Below are 22,017 nucleotides of genomic sequence, written 5' to 3' on the forward strand. Positions count from 1 at the left end.
TCTTATCCCTTACCCTTTCGTGTACTCTGTGGGTGCAATCCCCGTATATTTTTTAAAGACACTGTAGAAGTGCTTGTAATCCGAAAACCCGCTGAGGTCCGCCACTTCCCCCACCCGATACTTGCCCGTGGCGAGAAGCTTCGCACTCTGAATGATCCGATACTCATGAAGCACTTCAAGGAATGTCTTTCCTGTGACTTCCTTGAATTTTCTGCTGAGATAACTGGGGCTCACCCCCAGCTCAGAAGAAACAGTCTCAATACTGATTCTGCTCCCAAACTCTTTGGTGATGGCTTTTATGGTTTCCACCACGTAGTAATTGGTGGCACTTCCCTGGGCCATGATGTCTTCCATTTCCCGTAGAAGCGGATTCTTTTCTTCTTCTCTGGGATCTTTGTAGATCTTAAGATCCGTCCGGATTCTCTCCATGGCCTCCTCCAGTTCCTTCTCAGAAACAGGTTTCAGAAGATAAGAGGAAACATCCAGGGTAATGGCGCGCTTTGCATACTCAAACTCCGCGTAGCTTGTGAGAAGAATGGAATGGAACTTCACTTCCTTCTTGGCTTTTTCGATCATGGTGATGCCGTCCAGTTTCGGCATTCGGATATCTGTAAGAACCACATCCGGTTTGAGATCCAGAATTTTCTCTAAGCCCTCTTCTCCATTTTCCGCTTCTCCCACCACAAGGCAGTCCATTTTCAGCCAGTCCATGGTATGGACCAGACCTTTTCTGATGAACTCTTCATCTTCCACTATGAGCACTCGAATCATCCTGCTTCAGCTCCTTTCATAGACTCTATTTCCTTCAGGAGGGGCACAGAAACCTCCACCCTTGTCCCAGCACCTTCGCTGGAAATGATCTCAATTCCAGCTTCATCCCCATATCTCAGCTTCAGTCTCCTGTGGATATTGAAAAGACCCAGATGAGAGCTGGATTCCGCATCCTTAGATAAAAGCTGAAGAATCTCTTCCTCCGTTTCTTTTTTCATGCCCGCCCCATTGTCTTCACAGACCAAAACCATTTCTTTCTCCCGCACATAGGCAGAAATACTCACATGAAGGTGGTCTTTACCCACATAGCCGTACTTGATGGCATTTTCGATCATGGGTTGGATGAGAAGCTTCGGAATGGGCACTTCTTTGGCGAGCTCTTCCATATTCACCGCATAGGAGAGCCTATCCCCATACCGGAACTTCATGATCTTCAGATAGTTCTCTGTATACTCCATATCGAGTGAAAGAGGCACTTCTTCCCTTTGATTGTCCAGACTGTAGCGAAGAAGGTTCGACAGGCTGAGAATCATGTTGCTGGCGTCCTCCGGCTTAAAATGCACCATGAAGCGGATGTTGTCCAGGGTGTTATAGAGAAAATGCGGATTGAACTGGGATCTCAGCTGCCGAAGCTGCGTGGCAGAAAGCCTTTCCGTCATTTCCTTGTTCCGCTCGATCTGGACTTTGAGCTTCTCCAGCATCTCATTGAAGGAATCGCCGATGGTCTGAAACTCATCATGGCTGCGGATTTCCGTCTTCACGGTAAAGTCCCCTTCCTGGGCTCCCTTAAAGGCATCGATGATCTTATAGAGATCTTCCGTTTTGGATGCGGCCATTTTTTTGGTGCTGTAAAGAACCAGAAGAATAATCAGTCCGAAGACCAGAAGAAGCACTCCGCCCAGGGTGAAGAAAAAGCTCATCTGGCTGTTGATGTTTCTCATGGAATAGATTCTCAGTTCGCCATTAAGAATCTCTGTTCCTCTCAAGTAATACCCATCCTTCTGGGTTTCCAGAATCCTTTCTTCCGGCGTCAGCTCCAGAGTCATACGGTTGAGATTGTCTAGAAAGGTATAGTTGTTTGTGATATACGCTCTCCCCATGGCATCTGTCACCACGGTCTGGGAGGACTGCTCCGACAATAGCACCCGGAACTGCCTGCCATCCATGACGATGACGATATAGCCTACAGGGATTCCCTCTTTTAGAACCTGCCGACCGAAAACCAGCTGCATATTGCCCTCGGACTCTTCCATCACCCGAACAGAGAGGGTTTCCTTTCTTGCCTTCATCATGTTGAAGATGCCCCAGTTCCCATAGCTCTGCCCTCCCAGATAGTAAGGAAGATTTTTCCTGCCAAGTAAAATGGGCTCCTTTTCATTCAGGAAAAGATAAAGATCCCCGTTGATCTTCATGTCGTTACTGACGCTGTAAAAGCGGTCATAGATCTCGGCACGCTGGCTGGAAGAAAGCTCTCCAGAAAACACTTCCTCATCCTGGGAAAGCTCTTCCATGAAATCGCTGTAGTTCAGAGAAGCTTCCTGAAACTTCTCTGCCATGAGATTGTTTTCCGCCTCTACTGTATTTCTCAGCTCCATGTTCCAGTAGAAGAAGAACATAAAAAGAAGAAGAAAAGTAAGAACCATGGCGGGCAAAAACGCATAGAGAAGAAGCATTCGCCGGATGTCATCCTTAAAATAACTGTGAGTTCTCTTTTTCATTTATTCCCTCCATGGTTCCATATGACCAATTAAAACATGCAATACCAAGCTCTATTCTACTCGAGTTTACAACTTCCCGCCACTAGAATTCTAGAGACTGATTTCCTTCTTTCCAGATACTTTGAAGAAGAGGAGAAGAGAAACCACCGTGGTGAGTGTCAGGATACTGGCGAGCGCCGCAGCTGTTCCATAGCTTGCCCGGATGACTTCTGTATAAATGGACACCGACATGGTTCTGGTGTCTCCGGTATACAAGATGACAGAAGCGCTGAGCTCGTTGATGATGGTGATCCAGCTCAAAATGGCACCGGAGAGCACCCCTGGAAGCATCATAATGGCCGTGACTTTGAAGAAAGACTTCACCGGAGAGTCTCCAAGACTCACCGCCGCCTCTTCCATGCTGGGGCTGATCTGGTACAGGATCGCCGCACTGGAGCGGAGCGTATAAGGCATTCTTCTCACCACAAAGGCCACGATGATGATAAGACTTGTACCGCTTAAGATCAGTGGCTTGTCATTGAAGCTGATAAGAAGCGTGATACCAAGAACAGATCCCGGAATGATATAAGGGAACATGGTCAGGGTATCGATGATGTTTGTCAATGTGCTCTTTCTTCGGGTGGTAAGGTAGGAGATGAACATGGAAAGGAGCACTATGATGACGATGGCAATGATGCCGAATTTATAGGTGTTCACAATGGGTCCGCCCAGACTTGTGAAGATCTTTCTGTAGCTTTCCAGAGAGAAGCCTTTGACAAAGATGGCTCCTGAGGTGGCTTTGAAAGAAGTGTAGATGACCGTGGCCTGAGGGATGATGGAAACAAAAACAATGAAATAGATCAGCACATGGGCAGCAATATTTTTCCACCCCTTCAGCTCTTTTGCCTGGATGGGTCTTAAGGAGCTCATGGTGAAGGATTTTTTGTTCACCACATACTTCTGCAGCACAAACATCACAGAGGTCACCATGACAAGGATCACCGCGATGGCCGCTGCAAAGCTTGCAGAACCGCCCATCTCACTGATGAACTCATTGTAGATGAGAACCGGCATAACCACAAAGCCTTCTCCGATGAGCATCGGCGTACCGAAATCCGCCAAAGCATTCATAAACACAATGAGGCCTCCGGCAAGGATCGTGGGGGTAATCAGCGGCATAATGACCGTGAAGATCTTCTTGATGCCGGAGCAGCCCAGGCTTTCACTGGCTTCGATGAGGGAGGCATCCACTTTCTTCAGGGTGCCCTTAGTGTACATGTAGATGTAGGGATAAAGCTTTAGAGTCAGCACAAGCAGAATGCCGCCAAAGCCATATATGGATCCCAGTTCAATCCCAAAGGTATTTCTGACAAATGTAGTGATCACGCCGCTTCTTCCCGCAAGAAGCACCCAGGAATAGGCCCCGATGAACGGTGGAGACAGCATGGAAATGATGATGAGAATATCCAGAAGTCCCTTCCCTTTGATCTTGAAGGCCGTGGTGAGATACGCCAGAGGCGCACCAATAAACACTGCCAGAAGCGTGGTCAGGGTCGTGACCTTGAAGCTGTTTCCAAGGGCTCTCATATAGTACTTTTTCGAGAAGAACTTCATGAAGTTCTCCAGGGTGAAGGCTTGAGTTTCAGGATCTCTAAAAGCACTGACAAACAAGGACAGGAGCGGATATACAATAAAGAGTGTAAAAATAAGGACAATGACCAGGGTCACACCGGACCAGAAGGTAAAGGAACGTTTTTTAGCCATCCCATCTCACATCCTTTATCAGGCTCTTCTCCCCGTCTTCAGTAAAGACATTGATCTTGGAAGGGTTGGGTCTCAAGAAGAATGTTTCGCCCACTTCATAAAGCTTCTCCGCCTGCCCAAGATCTTGGGAAAACTCAATGGAGCTCTGTCCAGGAAGGATCATATCTTCTGGAAGGTCCAGTTCATACACAATGTATCTGCCAAGGAAGGTCTTATTCTTCACTCTGGCAAGAATCCCTGTTTCAGATAGCCCAAACTCCTCTGGACGGATCCCCACGGTGACCTTTGTCCCTGGTGTCACATCCGTTAACGTATTGAGGTACGTCTTTGTGCCATCCATGAACTGCACCCCTATGCCATTCTCCTCTTTGACCACGATGCCGTGGAACAGATTGGAGTGACCGATGAAGGTGGACACAAACACGTTATAAGGCCTTGTATAGATTTTTTCCGGCGCATCCACCTGCTGGATGATCCCGCCCTTCATGACAGCGATTCTGTCAGAAATGGCCAGAGCTTCCTCCTGGTCATGGGTGACATAGACGGTGGTGATGCCAACCTGCTTCTGCACATCCCGGATGGCGCTTCTCATTTCAATTCGGAGCTTGGCATCCAGATTGGAAAGAGGCTCATCCATGAGAAGGACGTTGGGGTGAATGACAATAGCTCTGGCTAGAGCCACTCTTTGCTGCTGCCCTCCGGAAAGATGTTCTGGAAGTCTGTCCTGATACTCCTTGATTTTCACCACATCCAGAATATCATCCACTCTTTTTTCCATGGCTTTCTTGTCCATTTTACGGATCTTCAGGCCATACTCCACATTCTGCCGGACCGTAAGGTGCGGGAAAATCGCATAGTTCTGGAACACCATACCGATGTTTCTTTTGTGGGCAGGGATCTCATTGATGACTTTATCATCAAACTTGAACTCTCCTCCCTCGATGCTGTTGAAGCCTGCAATCATTCTTAGAAGGGTTGTTTTTCCGCAGCCCGATGGACCGAGGAGCGTAAAGAATTCTCCATTTTTGATTTCAATGGACAGATCTGGAATGACTGTGACATCCCCAAAGCGTTTCACCGCATTTTTGACTCCAATGGAATTGCTCATATTTTTTCTCCTTTGTTTTACTCCGATTTTCGGTATTTTTTGCGTAAGAAAACCCACAACGAAGTTGTGGGCTCCTTTTTCTCCGCTTGACTCTTTTTTCTATGGATTCTAGTAGTCTGTGAAAATGTCGTTGAACTTTTCAAGCCATGTATTCTTATTGGCGACCACATAGTCTTCTTCGTCATAGATGATGTTCATGTCTTCCTTTGGCATCATGTAGCTTGGTGCAGGTACGTCCTTACGAACGGATCTTCTGTTAAGCTTTTCCACGATGATGGTCTGTGCTTCCTTGGAAGTGATGAAATCGATGAACGCCTTGGCGTTTGCCATATTCTTGGCTCCGTTGATGATATAGATACCGTCTGGCTTGGAGATTACGCCTTCTTCCATGTAAACCAGTTCCACAGGTGCGCCATCCGCCACGTACTTTGCGCCACCTTCTTCGAAGGTCAAACCTACCACATATTCTCCGTCAGCTACACCCTTATAAACTGCTGAAGAACCGGAAAGAAGCTTTCCATCCAGGTTCTGGATGAACTTATCCACATAGTCCCATCCCTTTTCAGAATCTCCTTCGCCCATGGCATAGAGCATATTGATCAGGTGCTCATAGGAAGAAGAGGACTTGGAAGGATCTGCCATGGCGATTTTGCCCTTCAGTTCAGGCTTCAGAAGATCTTCATAGCCCTTCACTTCCACATCTCCGATGAGGTTGGTGTTGATCATAAGAACGCTTGGGATGTCTGTGAATCTTGTCAGTGGTCCTTCTGTGTTTTTAAAGTCATCCTGCACTGCATCTTCATTGGCACTGGTGTAGTCTTCAAAAAGATTCATCAGTGGCTTTACTGTGGATAAGGATCCCCCCCAGAAAATATCCCCCAGTGGATTTGCTGCTTCAGATTCTACTCTCTTTAACAGTTCTCCTGTCCCTGCTGCGATGACTTCCACTTTGATGCCGCTCTGGGTTTCAAACTCGCTGACCAGAGGGTTGATGAACTCCAGTGGATGCGGACAGTAAATTACAAGGTTCTTGGTTTCTTTATCTTCTTCATTAGGCGTTTCCACAGGATTCTCATTACCTGGTTCCTTTGGAGCCTCTTCTTTTGTTCCGCATGCTGCCAGTGAAAGAATCATCACGGCAGACAGTAGTAAAGCTGCGACTTTTTTCATGTATGTTACCCCCGTTTGTTTTGATAGTTTCATTGTAGACCGATGTAAACGTTCTTAAAACCGATAATTCTACTAAAATATCCTAAAAAATGAACAGACGGAAAATCGTTTTCAAAAAAAAGAACGATAAATATCACCATGAATCCCTCTATAATCAAAGGTTCATGGTGATATTCTTGCATATTTTTCTGTCATTGGATAGAGCTGAACTTTTTTAGTATTCTTTGATTCTTCTAGAAGCTCAGGACTCCATCTTTTTAACTTTATGACTCTCTCTCCGTCAGAAGCTTCACCACTTCATATCCACCATGATACACCTGCTGCTTATGAAGTTGAAGGATACGGCGGTTCATGGCAAGAAGAAGCTCCTTTTGAGAAAGCAGCGCCTCCATCATGCCGATCATTTCTTCCTTTGTTTCACATTCTGCTGTACCGTCTCCCTGCTGGGCAGCATAAATGGCACCATAGGCTTCGTGACCTCCCACACGTTTCAGAAAGAGCTTCGGGATGGGGTAAAAAGAAAGCTCACTGGGCTTTGTGAGAAGAAGATCTGACTCTCTCATGAGAAGATTGGTGGCATAGACCGCCTCAAAGATATCCTGATGATAAAAGACATGGACCCCTTCCAGATGCTGGTCCATATGAAGTGCCATCTTCTCCACTTCCTCATAGGTGTCAAAGTGCACCGCCGCTCCCTTCATAAGTTCAGGCAGCTCTTTGCAAAGGGCCTCGTACATGTTCAGATGGTCTCCAAAGTTTAAGAGAACCTGCACGTCTTTCTTTTCGATCCTTGGTGCCAGGTACCTGAGAAGCTCTTTAATCATCTCTTTTCCAGCGCCTGCCCCACCCACCGGAATGAGAAGCCTTAAAGGCTTTCCCTCTTCGATCCTTTTCCTTCTTTTTTCCGTGTCTTCGTATAGATTTGACACCAGTTCATGGTCCACATAATGACCTGTATACAGAAGGCTGCCGGAAGGCATACCCAAGGTTTTCTTTTTTGTCATTCCTTTCAGCATCTTGTAGCCCGCGAAGGCAAAGGGCGTCTGCACCGTATGAAGGGCTCCTTCAGACAGATGAAGCCCCATGGGCCAGTTGTCCGGAATCACATTGGCCACATTCTTCAGTCCCCCATGGACTGCACCTTGGGCAGGCCACACATGGGTTCCTGCAAAGGGGATGTCCTTCGGAAAATTGGCGTAAAGGGGCACCAGAAGCTCCGCATTTTTCTGATCCACCGCATTATAAGAAAGCTTCCGGAATCCTTCACTGTTGAGAGGCTCCCAGTACAATCGGTTAAAAAGTCTGCTTCTTTGGGAAAGCTTTGACCCAAAAGAGTACAGCGCATTCTGTTTTTTGATCATTTCACTGCCCGTGGTGCCATGGAAACTGCTGAGATCAAACCAATAGGGCTTGTATCCCAGAGCATGGGCACAGCTGGCTATGGCCATGGCAATGCGGTCTGATAAGGACGCAATGATAGGATCCGTCACTGCATCGATGATTCTTCCCAATGCTGAGATGGCCCCAATGAGCGTGAAAACGCCTAACACAGCAACGCCTTGTGAGATATACACCCGATGACCGGACTCTAGAAGCTCCTCCACATCCTCTATCAGTCCCCTCTCTTTCATGAGACCGCCAATCTTTCTGAAGATACGTCGGAACTGTCCATATCCGAAGGTGTAGAGGGAGCTCACCGATTCTCTTGTCACCGCCAGGCTACTGGTTCTTTTATACAGCACCCGGGTTTTTATTTTTCTTCTCACAGGACGTGGCAGATCCAAAAAGGTGATTTTCTCCTCCTTCACGTCCTTTCCACCAGCCTGAAGCCCTCATCCCAGGTTTCAGATGGGGCTTTCTTGGTCCATCCTCCTCCACCCCAAGAAGCAGTTCAAGACCTTCATAGGGAATCCCCATACTTTCAAACACTTGACCGAAAAGAGCCATGTTGAAATAGGCTCTGCCGTAGAAATAGCCGGTGAGATCATCCGGATCAATGGTTTCATCCCCCGTAAGACTCACCAGAATCTCCCGCCAGATCTTATTGAAGAAAGAAGTGTTCACGGACCACACCAAGGGCTTGATGACGCCAGGAAGCATCTCTTTGGTGATTTTATTGGAATACACGGGTATATCCAGTTTTGTGATGGGCCTCACCTGAAGAAAACAGATGTTTTTCCCGTCATAAACCCATTCCACATCCACTGGACGTCCATAGTCCTTGGCAATACTGTCCACCTCATTGCAGAGCTTTCTTGACACCTCTTCGGGCAATAGTGGATCCGATGGCTTTTCCTTCCAGACTCCCCACTTTTCCACCCATCTCTCTGGGGCATTTTTCTCCATAATATGAGATTCTCCATCGCCCACAGCCGCTTCCAGTATGATTTCTGAAAACCCAGTCATGGGATTTTTAGAAAAAGCAACACCAGAGACTTGCGCATGGGCCATCTCCTGAATAATCACAGCCATACGGATGCTTTTATTTGACAGTCCGCTCTGGGCCAAATAAGCTTTGAGCTTCTCTGACTGATGAGAATCCCATACCTCAAGGATTTTCTGCAGAACTTCATCCGTTCCCCGTACATGAAGATAACTCTCAAATGCTCCTGCACAGGAATAATCCCCCTGATCCTCTAGAGATGCCGAAGATCTGACCGCATAAGAAATCCCCGGATGGAGATTTTCCATGAGCTCTTTCCGTATCATCGCAAGAACTTCTTTACCGTCTTTTCCATACTGCTCCAGCGCATCATAAACAAGCACAAACCCTTTTGGCACCGGATACTTGTGCTTCATCAGATACCTCAGATTTTTCGCTTTGTTTCCACCTCTTATATCAATGGAAGAATCACTCAGGGGATAAAGATACCTTTCTTTCATAGAAACCCCTCATTTTCGCTAAAATCTTCTCTACACCATCTTTTGAGGATGGAACATCAACCTTTCAAACTTATGTTAAAACTAAGACAAAGAAGTATAATATTATTATAATCTTCACTAGAAACATAAGCCATACACTCTTGAATTTTTGACAAAATATTCATACCCTTTCCATTATGTCCATGGATTGCCAAAATAACGATAACACTAATCATAGACCTATCTTCGCTTTGTCCTTAGCATTTCTCTCTGCCGAAAAACCTTACCAGAACCTTAAAATACATTACATTCAGGAAGAACCCTTCAGAATCTCTATACAGAAACTTCAGCACTTTTCTCAAAAAAGCGCTATACAAAAAACCTTTCCTTAGGGTATGATGATATAGATTCCCTTCATCAGAAATGAATCCAGTAATTCTTTAGTAAACTTAATTAATTTTATCATCACACAAAATTTACAACAAAGGAGCGACAACTTATTATGTGGTTACTGTTTGCCATAATCACCACGTTATCCTGGGCATTCTCTGATTTATTCTATAAAAAAGGAGCTGTCCCCTCTGACAAAACCAGCCATCTGAAGACAGCAATCATGGTGGGTCTTGTCATGGGGCTCCACGGCTTCCTCTACATGGTGACAAAAAAAGTGGAGTTCTCTCCCCTCTACCTTGTCACTTATTTCCCTGTATCTTTCATGTACATCCTGTCCATGACCATAGGATATCTGGGACTGCGCTATATTGAGCTTTCCATCTCTTCTCCCATCCAGAACTCTTCCGGCGTAGTCACAGCACTTCTCATATTCTTTTTCTTTGACCACACCTTAAGCTGGATGGAAATCTTAGCCATTCTAACCATCACCCTGGGGGTTCTCGCCTTGGCCTTGGTGGAAAAGAAAGAAGCAGACCTTCTCCCTCTCTCCCCACAGGAAAAAAAGAAGTACCGCACTGGACTTTTCGCCATCCTGTTTCCCATCGTCTACAGTATCATTGATGGACTGGGCACATTTTTTGATGCCATCTATCTGGATGAGCTTCAGCTCATCGGGGAGGATCAGGCTCTTCTCGCCTACGAGTTCACCTTTTTCCTCTGCGCTCTGCTGCTCCTTCTGTATCTGAGAATAAAGAAAGAACCCTTCTCCCTTCTGAAACAGAAGGACCGGGGACTGGCTGCCGGATTTGAGACCCTGGGACAGTTCTTCTACGTGTATGCCATGGCAAGAAATGCCATCATCACAGCCCCTCTCATCGCCTCTTACAGTGTGTTTTCTGTGCTTCTTTCGAGAATCTTTCTGAAAGAAAAATTAAATAAACCACAGTACGCCAGCATCATCACAGTGTTGTCAGGAATCCTGCTTTTGGCACTCTCTGAAGTGCTCTAGAACCAAAAACAGAAAAGCTGCAGCAACCATAAAATACGGCTTTGTCACAAAAAAAAGATGTGCTCCTACAGGTATTTAATCCTGTGGAACACATCTTTTTAATTAGCTTATTTTTTCTTTTTTACGTCTTATGAGATGGAATACCCCAGCCAGAACAAGCATTGTTCCCAAAAGAGGTAGGAGTATCTCATTTTCTGATTCTCCCGTGGCGGGAAGTTCATTCCCTGGGGACTTACTATCCGTATCGTCAAACTCCAGCGTATTCACCACTGTGATCCGTACGGTTTCTGGTGTAACAAGGCTGCTCTCCAAAATCGTAAACGTAAATACTTCTTCATTTCTGGTATAACCTTCTGGTGCTTTGATTTCTTCTATGGAATATCTTCCAGGTGAGAGATCCTCAATCTTTATGTATCCGCTCTCATCACTTACATGGAAGCTGCTTTCCATTTCACCATCGAGATGCTTCAGTTCAAACTGAGCACCCTGTAAAGGCTGTCCTTCTTCGTCCACTTTCTTCAAGAGAAGGCTTCCTCTGTAGTTCACAAAATTACCGAGATTCAAGACTTCTGGAGTTCCGAGATGTTCTTCTGTCACAGTAAACTGAAGCGTCTGTTCATTTCGGATATAGCCTGCTGGCGCCTGAATCTCTCTTAATAGATAGCTTCCAGGGAAGAGTCCATCCGCTTTCACTTTTCCTTCCTCATCAGAGACCAGTTCTTTGCGGATCAGGTTTCCATCCTGGTCCCTCAGTTCAAAGACAGCACCCGCTAGAGGCGCCCCCTTCTCATCGGTCTTTTCCAGCACAATTTTTCCCTGATGGTTTTTGATTGTGCCCATAAGAATCTGTTCTGGTTCTCCAGCCGCATCCGCAGGAATTCTGAATTCATGAATGGTCGGATCCAGAATAAAACCTGCTGGAGCACTGATTTCCATAAACTCATACCCACCCGGAGTTAGACCTTCTACAAGGATCTGCCCCAGCGCGTCGGTTGTGAGTTCTTTTATCGTCTCATTGTCTTTTCTAAGGGCGAAGACAGCGCCTTCCAATGGATTGCCAGTGTCATCAGACTTTCGAAGAAGAACACTTCCCTGCCAGTTGATAAACTCATCCAAGGTGAGTACTAAAGGCTCTCCTTCTGCTTCCATCAGAATCTCAAAGATTATTTTGTCGGTATTTCTGATATAGCCTTCCGGCGCTTTTGTCTCTTCCAGCCAATAGCTTCCAGGGGAGAGATTCTCCAAAAGAAGGGATCCGTCCCCATCTGTTGTCAGGTTTTCCAGAAGCAGGCCTTCTTCGCTGTAAAGCGCGAACTCTGCATCCTTTAGCCCTGTTCCGTCCACTGTTGTTTTCTTAAGGACTGCTGAGCCCTTATAATTCACTAGTGTACCGGCATGTACCTCATCTGGAGAGCCTTCTTCCGAAGAGGCAATATCAAAAAAGATTTTCTCTGTATTTCTAACATATCCTTTTGGTACCTTGGTCTCTTCAAAGTAGTATTTTCCAGGCGCCAGGCCACTTGCCAGAACCTTTCCATTTTCATCACTTCTCAGGTCTTCTATGACTCGCTCTCCATCTTCTGTTACCACATCAAAAGTAGCACCTGATAAAGCGTTTCCTTCATGATCTGTCTTGATCAGATAAGCGCTGCCAAGATAATTGGTATACTCATCCAGGAGAAGCACATCCACAGTTCCTTCATAAGTGTCTTCAATGGTGAATGTAATTTCTGTGAGATTTAAAAGGTAGCCTTCTGGAGACTGCACTTCTTTCAGCACATAGGTGCCTGGAGACAGATCCTCTATGAGCACCTCCCCCTCTTCATCTGATACGAGCTCCTCCTGAAGAAGAAGACCTTCCTCATCGTACAGGGCAAATTCTGCCCCCATCAGTCCGTTTCCTTCCTCATCCACCTTTTTCAGCACTGCAGTTCCCTTATGGTTCACAAAAGGCCCTACCTTAACGGGTTCAGGCTTCCCATTAGCTTCCTCTAAGATGGTGAAGACTGCAGGTTCAAGATTTCTCAAGTATCCCTTTGGCGCCTCCACTTCGTATAGACGATAGGTGCCAGGTGTAAGATCCTCAATCAATACTTTACCTTCTTCATCGGTGGTGAGGCCCTCCAGCAGCACTTCTTCTCCTTCTTCGTCCCGAAGTTCAAAGACAGCGCCCGCTAAAGGCTCTTCATTTTCATTTGTTTTTAAGAGTTCTGCACTGCCAAAGTAGTTGATAAAACTTCCTAAACGAAGCACTTCAGGTACCCCTTCCGCACTTTCAGCAATTAAGAATGCCACAGGCTCTGTATTAAGAAGGTATCCTTCTGGGGCCTTGGTTTCTTTCAATAGATATTTTCCAGGTTCGAGAGATTCTATGCGTACCACTCCCTCATCATCAGAAGTGATGTCTTCAAGAACCACGTCACCGGACTCATTGTATAGTGCAAAGACCGCTCCCAGGAGTGGCTCTCCTTCGCTGTTTTCTTTTTGAAGAAGGACCGATCCCTTATAGTTTTCCATGGATTTCAAAACTCTTTCAGGAGCTCCAGTATCAGTCTCTTGGATGCTGAAAAACAGCGGTTCAAGGTTTATCATATATCCAGCAGGGGCTTTGGTTTCCAGGAAGTAGTACTCTCCAGGGGAAAGATCCACGACAATCAGCTCTCCGTCTTCATCTGTCACAAGACCCTCCATGAGCGCCTTTTCCACGCCTTCCTGATAGAGACTGAATTCAGCCCCTTCAAGTCGGGTTTCTTCTTCTCCAAGTTTTGTGAGAAGGACAGAGCCCTTGTAGTTTACAGCCTCTCCCGCATTCACCTGAAGCGGCTGTCCCTCGGATTCGTCTGAAATTTCAAAAGCCACAGGTTCTTCATTGATGATATATCCTTCCGGTGCTTTCACTTCGATGAACTCATAAGCACCAGGCGCCAGGTTTCCAGCAGTGACAAGCCCCATGGAGGTGCTGGTGTATTCGCCCACCTTCACTCTCACGTCCTGCAGCTTCTCATAAAGCGCAAACACTGCACCGCTTAACGGATTTCCATTTTCTGATACTTTTTTCATGTACACAGAACCTTTATAGTTTATGCGGTCTCCCGCAACGACCATAGAAGGCTCGCCGCTATTACTGACTGGGATCACAAAAGACTTTGGTGTTCTGTCCAGCACAAACCCCGCAGGGGCTTTGGTTTCCACAAAGCTGTAGGTTCCAGGGGAAAGGTTCAGCGCATGAACTCTTCCATCTTCTCTGGATACAAGGTTCTCCTGAACTGTAACTCCATTCTCATCCACCACCTTAAAGACAGCTCCTTGAAGAGGTTTCTTTGCGGCATCAGTTTTATAAAGTTCAGCCGCACCTTTATAGTTGATGTAATTATCTAGACTGAACGGTTTTGGCTCACCCTCCACACTTTCTGAAATTTCGAACTCCATACCTTTCACGTTCAGCAGATATCCTGATGGAGCTTCCGTCTCCATAAGTTTATATTTTCCCGGAGAAAGATCGCTTACTCTTAAACGTCCTTCAGAATCCACCCGAAGATCCTCACGGAGGATTTTCCCTTCACTGTCGAGAAGACTGAATACCGCTCCAGTGAGCGCCTGTCCATTCTTGTCTGTTTTCTTCAGTTCTACAGACGCTTTATAGTTTCTGACATTCACCACAGGTTTCACCTGGGTGCCGTTTTCTTCGATACAGATGTCGAAATAATGCTTCGCTGTATTTTTGATGTATCCTTCTGGTGCTTGGGTTTCCACCACATAGTATCTGCCTTCAGGAAGGTCTTCCAGAATAATGACACCGCCCACCGTTTTCAGGTTCTGCGCATACAGAGTGCCATCTGCTTTGTAGAGATTAAATACCGCTTCCGAAGAAATGAGCTCTCCTGCCGAAGTAATCTTACGGATGGTTGCTTTGGTCTTCTCATTGATATAGCTTAGAATCTTCATCTCCCCATCCGTTGTATGATCCAGTATAATTTCTATTCCATTTGCCAGTTCATCGCTGATGACATAACCCGTGGGCGCTTCCAGTTCTTTCAGAACATACTTGCCCCTTCTGAGACCGCCAAAGGTCAATGCACCTTCTTCATCTGTCACAGCTTCTCTTAAGAGCTGCTTCTCATCGGAGGTGAACAGACCGAAACGCGCTCCAGAAAGAAGTACTTCTTTCTCGCTCTTCTTTGTGAGGGTAAGACCGCCACGGACACTGCTTCCAGATCCGCCGCCACTATTCCCTTTCACAATTTCTGAAGTGGAACCACCACTCACATCTTCTTGGACATTCTTTCCTGTGACAGTATAGGTATTTTCTATCGCTTCGCCCTGAGGCGCAAGTGGATCAATATAGGAGCTGTAGCTCAGCACATAAGCTTCAGTGATTTCATTCAGGAAGCTCAGCTCAAACCGCTCTTTGCCCGTGACAGGATCGGAGTAGAACGACAGGGTGTAATCCTTGTCTTTTTCCAACACTTTAGTAGATTTGGTGATCTTCCCATTTATATCTACAACTCCCAGGACAACTTCAAAGGTTTCTTTCAGTAAAACCGAATTAAGATCCGGACTGTCCGTAAGAACAAATTGAGACAATTTGGACCGATTAGGGTTCAGATAGACTGTCCAGTCCGCACGCTCATTGAAATCTCCTGCCTGTACCCCCTTTTTATCTGCCAGTTTTCCTCCGTAAGGAATGTTCACTGTGGCATTTAACCCAAAGCTGGTCTCTCCGCTTTGGAAGGTTGCATTGTTTCGGACAGAAGGTTCACTGATCAGTTCATTTTTGAACTGCGTCTTAAAGCGGATTCCAACAGAAATTCTTTTTTCATATTGCCCCACAAGGGATACGGTGATCTTGTTTCCATTTTCTTCTGAAGGATATACCACCTGATACAGTTCAGGTGCCATGGTTGTCTCATTAATGATGGAGCCATCTTTATCCACTTCATAAGTGAACACCTTGAGAGAATCCGCCACATATTCCTGGCTGGCATCCAGCACATCCGAAATGATATAAGGATTCCCAATGGGAAGCCTTGCATAATTTGTATGGATGGACCAAGTGATCTTTTTCTCCACCGCGTTATAACTTCCGTTCTTGACACCATTTTTTGCTGTATGTCCCTTAGGTGTAGTGTCTACCGTAATTCCACCGATGTTATAGTCTTTTCCATCATACTTCCATGTGATGCCCGCAGTATTTTTGTAGGTTGCCGTGCCGTCACTGTTTCTTTCGAAATGCGTGGTATAGGTGAGTGTCAGCTGTTTATCAATGGTTTTTCGAAATTCTATTTTAAAACTTCCAGGTGTGGTTCCAGACGGCGCTGTGTAGCTCAGCAGGTAGTCTGTCCCCTCCACCAATGCCACATTGCTGCTGTCCTTGATCAGCACTGTATCTTTTAGAAGCGATAATCCATCCCCTGTGAACTGATCCGTAAGTACCAGATTCTCCATGACATAGCCGTTTCTGTTGATGACCACTTCATATGTGATTTCTTTCTTTCCGACATCAGTGCCCACCATTCTCTTAATAAGCCCCTGCTGTCCATATCCGCCACTTCCAGAGGATGTTTTCTCCTGTCCCGTTTCCACTTTATTGTTTACTGTGCCTGAACCTGTGATGATTGGATCTCCTGATGTATTCACCAGCTGAGTTTTGTAGCGAATGACATAGGCCTGTCCCTCAACACCCTGCGGGAACTCAAGTCTGAATCCCGCCCCCGGGGTATAGGTCAGTTCATAAAGCTCAGTACTGAGGGGTATCTCTGAAGGAGAAGCATTTCCCTTATCATCAATATCCACTGGATAAACATGAAGACTGTCATTTACAAGATTCATAACCCCTGCCGGAGTCCATGTATCCGTCAGATACGCCACATCCATAGGAATGGTTTTTTCATTGTAGTTGTATTCAATCTCCCAGCTCAGCTGCTGCTTTACACTGTCATAGACAGGTGCTTTCTTTTTCAGCGCATCTCCATAGCCACTGGAAACGGTGGCCTCTGCTGCATTCATCTTGCCATCGCTTGTGAGATTAGCTTTATTCTTAAAAACTTGAACTCCTGAAAAGCCCTCTGCAGGCTCCTTGATGGTTGTGGTATATTCCAGGCGGTACGCTTTCTGAAGGTCTTCTTCTACTAATCCATGAAGCTTGATCTCAGGATTGCCCGAAACCATCTCCAGGGTGTATAAGTCTGGATCCAATATTTTTCCAGTGGTTCTTTCCCCTTTGGCATTCACTTCTAATGAACGCACCACCAGACTCCCCTCTTCAAAGAGCATATTATTGGGTATCACATCTGTAACGACAGGGTCCACCATCTTCAGAAGTGCCGTATTGATATCCACACTCCAGTAGGCTTCTGTTGCGTTCCATCCTTCCGTGTTGATGGTCCCCTTTTTGTCAATGGCAGTACCACCCTTAGGGGTCACAGGGAACTTCAGTGTAAAATCAGGATATATCTCCTCAAACTCGATGACCTGTTCCACGGCTTCATCCATCTCTTTTTCATCCAGGAACACCTTGAACCAAAATGTCCCCCTAACATCATCTCCATCCACATTCTTATCGAAGATGAAGTTCACTACACCATCTATAGAAACGTTCCAGGTTCCGATATTCCCCAGCTCTCCATTGGTTGCGGTGACAGGCTTCAGCTCCTTTGGCAGCGGAAAACTCATTGTATCTCCTGCCTTCACCACATGCCCATTCTTGAGTTCAAAGTCAAAATGGATCTTCCCCGTTTCTTTCCCGTCGATGCTGTAGGGATTGTCCGCACTGAAGATATTTCCAGCTAAATCTGTAAATTGAATGTTAAGAAACCGGAAATCTTCTTCCACTGTGCTCATAGAAACACTTTCTTCTGGAAGGAACAGAGCTTCCTCAGTGTCCTTTTCTTCCTCTATCGGTGCAGGCACAAAGGAAAGGATATAGCCTTCGTCTGTCTCATGGAGCACTGTGGATCCTTCCTTGTCTTCTCCCGTCATCTTAAACGGAATATAAAGGGTTCCATCAAAGCTTTCATCTCCTGATAAAGACAGGCTGAGCTTTCCATTTTCAAATGCTATCTGAAGCGCCTCTTCCAGATCCGTAAGGTTCTCTGGCGCAAAAAAATCAGGTAAGGCTAAAATAAGATCTCTCTTTTCTTCTCCCTCCTGAAGGGTCATTGTCATGTCCAATGCCAGAAGATATTCTCCACCAGCTTTCATGGACTTTGTAAGATTCTTTTCACTGTCCGTCACATGGGCTGCTTTCATTAAGAACTCTTCTCCTACAGCATCTCCGTGTACTTCCACCGGAATGGCAAACACGCTCTGCAGAAGTAGAATCATAGCAAGAAGCAGCGCGCTTCCTCTACGCAGGGTCATTCGCATGGTTCATCCTCCTATACTCTCTCATTTCTATACAAACAAAATAAAACAAGTGAATGTCGAATCCCATTTGCTTTATTTGTATTTTGTATTTTATAATAATAACTATCCATAACTATTTATATTTTATCAAACTTATTCACTTGGGGTTCTTCAGTTTTTGCGTATCCATATGCAAAATTTGACGAATATAACCCCAATTTCTTTGCTATACTGCAGCTATGTTAAACTGGGATAATTATGGAATTTTGAAGGAGATCATCATGTGGCAAATCCTGTCAGAAAAAGATAAAAAGAAATATGCCCTTCTGAATGCACTGTACAGAAAATACGATCCAATCACAATCCAGAGCCTCTCAGAGGTTTCTCACCTGTCTCAGCGCAGCGTTCTGAATTATTTGGATGAGCTGAAAGTGGATCTTTTCCCTCTTTCTGGAGAGATCTTTTCCTCCAACGAGGGAATGAAGCTGCTGCTGCCTGATTCCATCGGTATGGATTACTTCCAGAGAAAGCTTCTTCGGGAGAGCATCGGATTCCAGCTGCTTGAATACCTTTTCTTCCAGGGTGAAGCATCCTGCAGTGAGCTTCAGGAACATTTCTTTCTCAGCTCCTCCTCTTTAGAAAGGATTCTGAAGAAAATCAGAAAATCCCTGGAACCCTATCACCTCAAAGTATCCGGAAGCCCTCTAGCGGTAAGGGGCCAAGAGTTCTTCATCCGACGGTTCTATACACGGTACTTTTTTGAAGCCTACAGTCAGGACGAATGGCCCTTCAGAAATTTGGACAAAGAGAATGTTCATCGTCTCCTGAAAACTCATCCCCCTTACTGCCATGAGTACAGTAAATTCATCAAATCCCAGGAGATCCTTTTTCAGTTTGCAGTTTCACTTACGAGAGCCCAGAAAGGACACTTTCATCCCGTGTATCCTGTGTCCTTCTTCACCGAGAAGAAGCTTCCTGAGATCCGCCAAGAGCTTCGTCAAAGTCTTACCGGCTTCCCACTCGGAGCACTTTCTTTGGACACCGTCTTGGATGAACTCTCTTTCATGAAGCTTCAATACACTACAGAGTACTATAAAGAACGGCTTCAAAAAGACCCTGCTTTTCAGGAAAGCACCCGGGAGCTCTTTAGGCTGATTGAAGAAACCACAGACCTTTTCCAGCTGCCGCCCTCGAAGTGCTGGCCTTTTCTCATCGAACTGTATAAACTTCTGCAGCTCCACGTGAAAGGGAAAGGTCTTACTGTTCTTCCGGACTATCTGTTTTTCAGAAGCCGAGACTTCATCATCGTCACGCATCATCAGTTGGAGTATCCCTTCTTCTACACTTATGTAACCAGTTATTTCAAAGACATCCTGAAAAGCCGTGGTGTGAACGCATCCGAAGCGCTTCTGGAGGAGCTCTACTATACACTTCTGTGCCACAGCGAGAGCCTCACAAATCATCTCTTCAAAAACTTCAAATCCTGTAAAGTGCTTCTTTACAGCCATCTCAGTCAAAACCATGCACAAGCGGTCCGGGATGTTCTCATCGCAAACTTCAACAGTATGATCGACGTGGAAATCTACACAGAAGCAGAGCTTACAGCAAAAGATCTGGAGAAGTACCAATTTGATCTTTTAGTCTCCACCACCTCGGTGGAGATCGACATAAAAAACGCGGTGCTCTATCTCCATTTCCACGAAAAAGGCTATCAGATCAGTTCCATCTACAAAGCCATCAGCACCGTGGTGGACAAGAAGAAAGCGGATCAGATGAAACGGATCAAAAACCATATGGACAAAAAAGAGACCTTGAAAGAACATCCTCTGACCGAAGCCACATTTACTACCCATTATTAGAAATAGAATAGAAAAAGGCAGGCGTCAAAATAACGCCTGCCTTTTATATATTCATATCAATTAGATTCTATCGATTAGCGGGAGAAAAAAACGGATGAAAGAACGTTCTGTCACCTGCTTTCTGATTTCAGACAGTACGAACTTCGCTTTTGGATCTTCAAAGGTATAATTGAGGTCCTCCCGGAAGCTTTGATCGCTGCTATGATGAATCTTCTTCGTAACAACATCCACATAGACATAGAAATCATCCAGCGTAAGCCGGAAATCCCGCTCTTCCATCTCATAGGACTCCATCATGAGATGCATCAGTTTCAGGTTCGGCGTAAGTCCACTCTCTCGTCGGTGAAATCCAGAAAATCCGTAGATCATTGTTGCGGTATTATAGTCCATGTTTACTCACTTCTCCAATTCTACTGAAAAAATACATTTATGCTAAATTTATCGAAATTATATCAGGAGATTTAGAACTTATCAACCTCTGTCTGTTTACAGTATTCATTATTATAAACTGAGTTATTATAAACTGTTATCACTTATCCTTGAATATTATTCCTTTCTGAAATAGGTTCTAGCAAGCACATAACATCCTAAAATAACAAGAAGCAGATGCCATGCATCTGCTCCCTTTTACTATATCCTTTATTCTTAGCCCTTCTGAAATCCTGACATCTTCATGGTCACTGCTTCTGAGCTGATTAGAGAAACCAAACTATCTGAGGAATTTTCAAAACACCGCAAGGAGAACACCTCTTCTCCCCCGTTGATAAAAATCTCCAGAGAAGTATGGTCTCCTATGATTTTCAGGTTCTTCAGCCCCAGCGGCAGCGGCACTTGCCTGATCTCCTTCTTTCCATCCAGCCAGGAGACTCTTTCCACCGTAAACCACTGATCCTCCAGCTTCAGTTCCACATCAGAAGATACACGGAGACGGATGCTCTGAGCCTCATGCTCATTGAGAACCTCCAGAAGAAACGATCCTTCTCTCCTAATCTTCAGCTCCTTTCCGCTTACTGCATTTTCTTCTTTGAAGAAACCCAAAAGCTCTTTAACGGGTGACTGCATGACTTTCCCCTCTGCATTTATCCGAAGCTCTCTTGGTATACTCAAGTGGTGTACCCAGCCTTCTTTGAGTGTAGGTAAAGCTTCTTCCTTCTCTTTCTCCATGGTGCCCATCCATCCTAGAAGAAGAACTCTTCCATCGGGCATGTCAAAGGTCTGGGGCGCATAAAACTCAAATCCCCGGTCCAGTTCATCAAAAGGAGCTTCCTCCTTATGAAACCTTCCAGAGTCAAATTTTCCGGTATAGTAGCCCGTCTGAAAAATATTTTTAAAGCGGTGTCCATCCTCCGAAAGACCTTGAGGAGAAAAAAGAAACACATCTTTTTCTCCCAGCCTCACAAGATCCGGACATTCCCACATATACCCTAGGTCCTCTCTCTTAGCGAGAAGAGAACCCAGAAACTCCCAGTTCTTAAGATCCATGGACCGGTACAGGATGGTATCACCTGTGAGATCCTCCCTCTGAGCCCCAAGGACCATATAAAACTCTCCCTGCTCCCCTTTGAAGACCTTAGGGTCCCTCACATGGGCAGTATATCCTGGAACTTCTCCAATGACCGGTCCAAGTTTTCTGAAGCTGAACCCGTCCTCTGAAACAGCGGCACACTGATAGCTTTCCCGCTCTCCATCTGCATTCTTCACATTTCCTGTATAGAAGAGATACAGTTTTCCTTCATGAACCAAAGCGCTTCCAGAGTAGCAGCCATTCTTGTCGTAGGATTCATCTGGAAGAAGTGCAGGCTCATAATAAGTATAATGGACAAAGTCTTCTGTTACTGCATGTCCCCAGGCTTTGTAGCTGTGATCTGTCCCCTCTGTATTCCACTGGAAAAACACATGGGTCAGTCCATTAAAATGCACCAGTCCATTGGGGTCATTGAGAAGACCATGGGGAGGGAGCACATGGAAATCCATGGCTCCATTTTTCTGTATTTTATTCTTCATCCTTATCCTCCTTAGATCCATGATCCTCCCTGCATA

The 22,017-nt window shown here is 45.5% G+C and carries 12 protein-coding genes; 2 read left to right on the top strand and 10 right to left on the bottom strand.

Going from position 1 to position 22,017, the window contains the following annotated elements:
* Positions 1-9: 9 nt before the first annotated feature.
* The 7 genes from T487_RS0103525 to T487_RS0103555 form a co-directional block, all read right to left on the bottom strand.
* Positions 10-771 carry a response regulator transcription factor gene (locus T487_RS0103525; protein ID WP_031574107.1) on the bottom strand — a complete coding sequence of 254 codons (762 nt, stop codon included), beginning with the start codon at positions 769-771 and terminating at the stop codon, positions 10-12.
* On the bottom strand, positions 768-2,489 hold the full coding sequence (locus T487_RS0103530; RefSeq protein ID WP_031574108.1) for a sensor histidine kinase: 1,722 nt from the start codon (positions 2,487-2,489) through the stop codon (positions 768-770). Before T487_RS0103530 ends, T487_RS0103525 begins: the two co-directional genes overlap by 4 nt.
* A 90-nt stretch (positions 2,490-2,579) precedes the next feature.
* The gene (locus T487_RS0103535; protein WP_031574109.1) at positions 2,580-4,232 is read right to left on the bottom strand and encodes an ABC transporter permease; all 1,653 of its coding nucleotides are present in this window, start codon (positions 4,230-4,232) and stop codon (positions 2,580-2,582) included.
* Entirely contained in the window at positions 4,225-5,340 is a 1,116-nt protein-coding gene (locus T487_RS0103540; protein ID WP_031574117.1) for an ABC transporter ATP-binding protein, read from the bottom strand. Before T487_RS0103540 ends, T487_RS0103535 begins: the two co-directional genes overlap by 8 nt.
* Before the next feature lie 108 nt (positions 5,341-5,448).
* The gene (locus tag T487_RS0103545; RefSeq protein ID WP_031574119.1) at positions 5,449-6,510 is read right to left on the bottom strand and encodes an ABC transporter substrate-binding protein; all 1,062 of its coding nucleotides are present in this window, start codon (positions 6,508-6,510) and stop codon (positions 5,449-5,451) included.
* A gap of 263 nt (positions 6,511-6,773) precedes the next feature.
* The gene (locus tag T487_RS0103550) at positions 6,774-8,276 is read right to left on the bottom strand and encodes a DUF6938 domain-containing protein (RefSeq protein WP_051651467.1); all 1,503 of its coding nucleotides are present in this window, start codon (positions 8,274-8,276) and stop codon (positions 6,774-6,776) included.
* Positions 8,242-9,393: a PEP/pyruvate-binding domain-containing protein gene (locus T487_RS0103555; RefSeq protein WP_031574123.1), complete on the bottom strand. Its 1,152-nt coding sequence runs from the start codon at positions 9,391-9,393 to the stop codon at positions 8,242-8,244. Before T487_RS0103555 ends, T487_RS0103550 begins: the two co-directional genes overlap by 35 nt.
* Before the next feature lie 481 nt (positions 9,394-9,874).
* Here T487_RS0103555 and T487_RS0103565 point away from each other — a divergent pair, with 481 nt between their 5' ends.
* Positions 9,875-10,774 carry an EamA family transporter gene (locus T487_RS0103565; RefSeq protein ID WP_031574127.1) on the top strand — a complete coding sequence of 300 codons (900 nt, stop codon included), beginning with the start codon at positions 9,875-9,877 and terminating at the stop codon, positions 10,772-10,774.
* Positions 10,775-10,876: 102 nt separating this feature from the next.
* On the opposite strand, the gene T487_RS0103570 is transcribed toward T487_RS0103565, so the two are convergent.
* Entirely contained in the window at positions 10,877-18,139 is a 7,263-nt protein-coding gene (locus T487_RS0103570; RefSeq protein WP_031574129.1) for a SpaA isopeptide-forming pilin-related protein, read from the bottom strand.
* Between the two features lie 260 nt (positions 18,140-18,399).
* Here T487_RS0103570 and T487_RS0103575 point away from each other — a divergent pair, with 260 nt between their 5' ends.
* Positions 18,400-19,977, top strand: coding sequence for an AcpB/EbpR/MafR family transcriptional regulator (locus tag T487_RS0103575; protein ID WP_031574131.1), 1,578 nt, complete (start codon positions 18,400-18,402; stop codon positions 19,975-19,977).
* Positions 19,978-20,037: 60 nt separating this feature from the next.
* On the opposite strand, the gene T487_RS0103580 is transcribed toward T487_RS0103575, so the two are convergent.
* Positions 20,038-20,367 carry a hypothetical protein gene (locus tag T487_RS0103580; RefSeq protein WP_031574132.1) on the bottom strand — a complete coding sequence of 110 codons (330 nt, stop codon included), beginning with the start codon at positions 20,365-20,367 and terminating at the stop codon, positions 20,038-20,040.
* A gap of 255 nt (positions 20,368-20,622) precedes the next feature.
* A complete protein-coding gene (locus T487_RS0103585) occupies positions 20,623-21,981 on the bottom strand; it encodes a glycoside hydrolase family 32 protein (protein ID WP_162178214.1) in 1,359 nt (452 codons plus the stop codon).
* Positions 21,982-22,017: the final 36 nt, after the last annotated feature.

Origin of the sequence: Proteiniclasticum ruminis DSM 24773, assembly GCF_000701905.1 — a bacterium.
Taxonomy (GTDB): Bacteria; Bacillota; Clostridia; order Clostridiales; family Clostridiaceae; genus Proteiniclasticum; species Proteiniclasticum ruminis.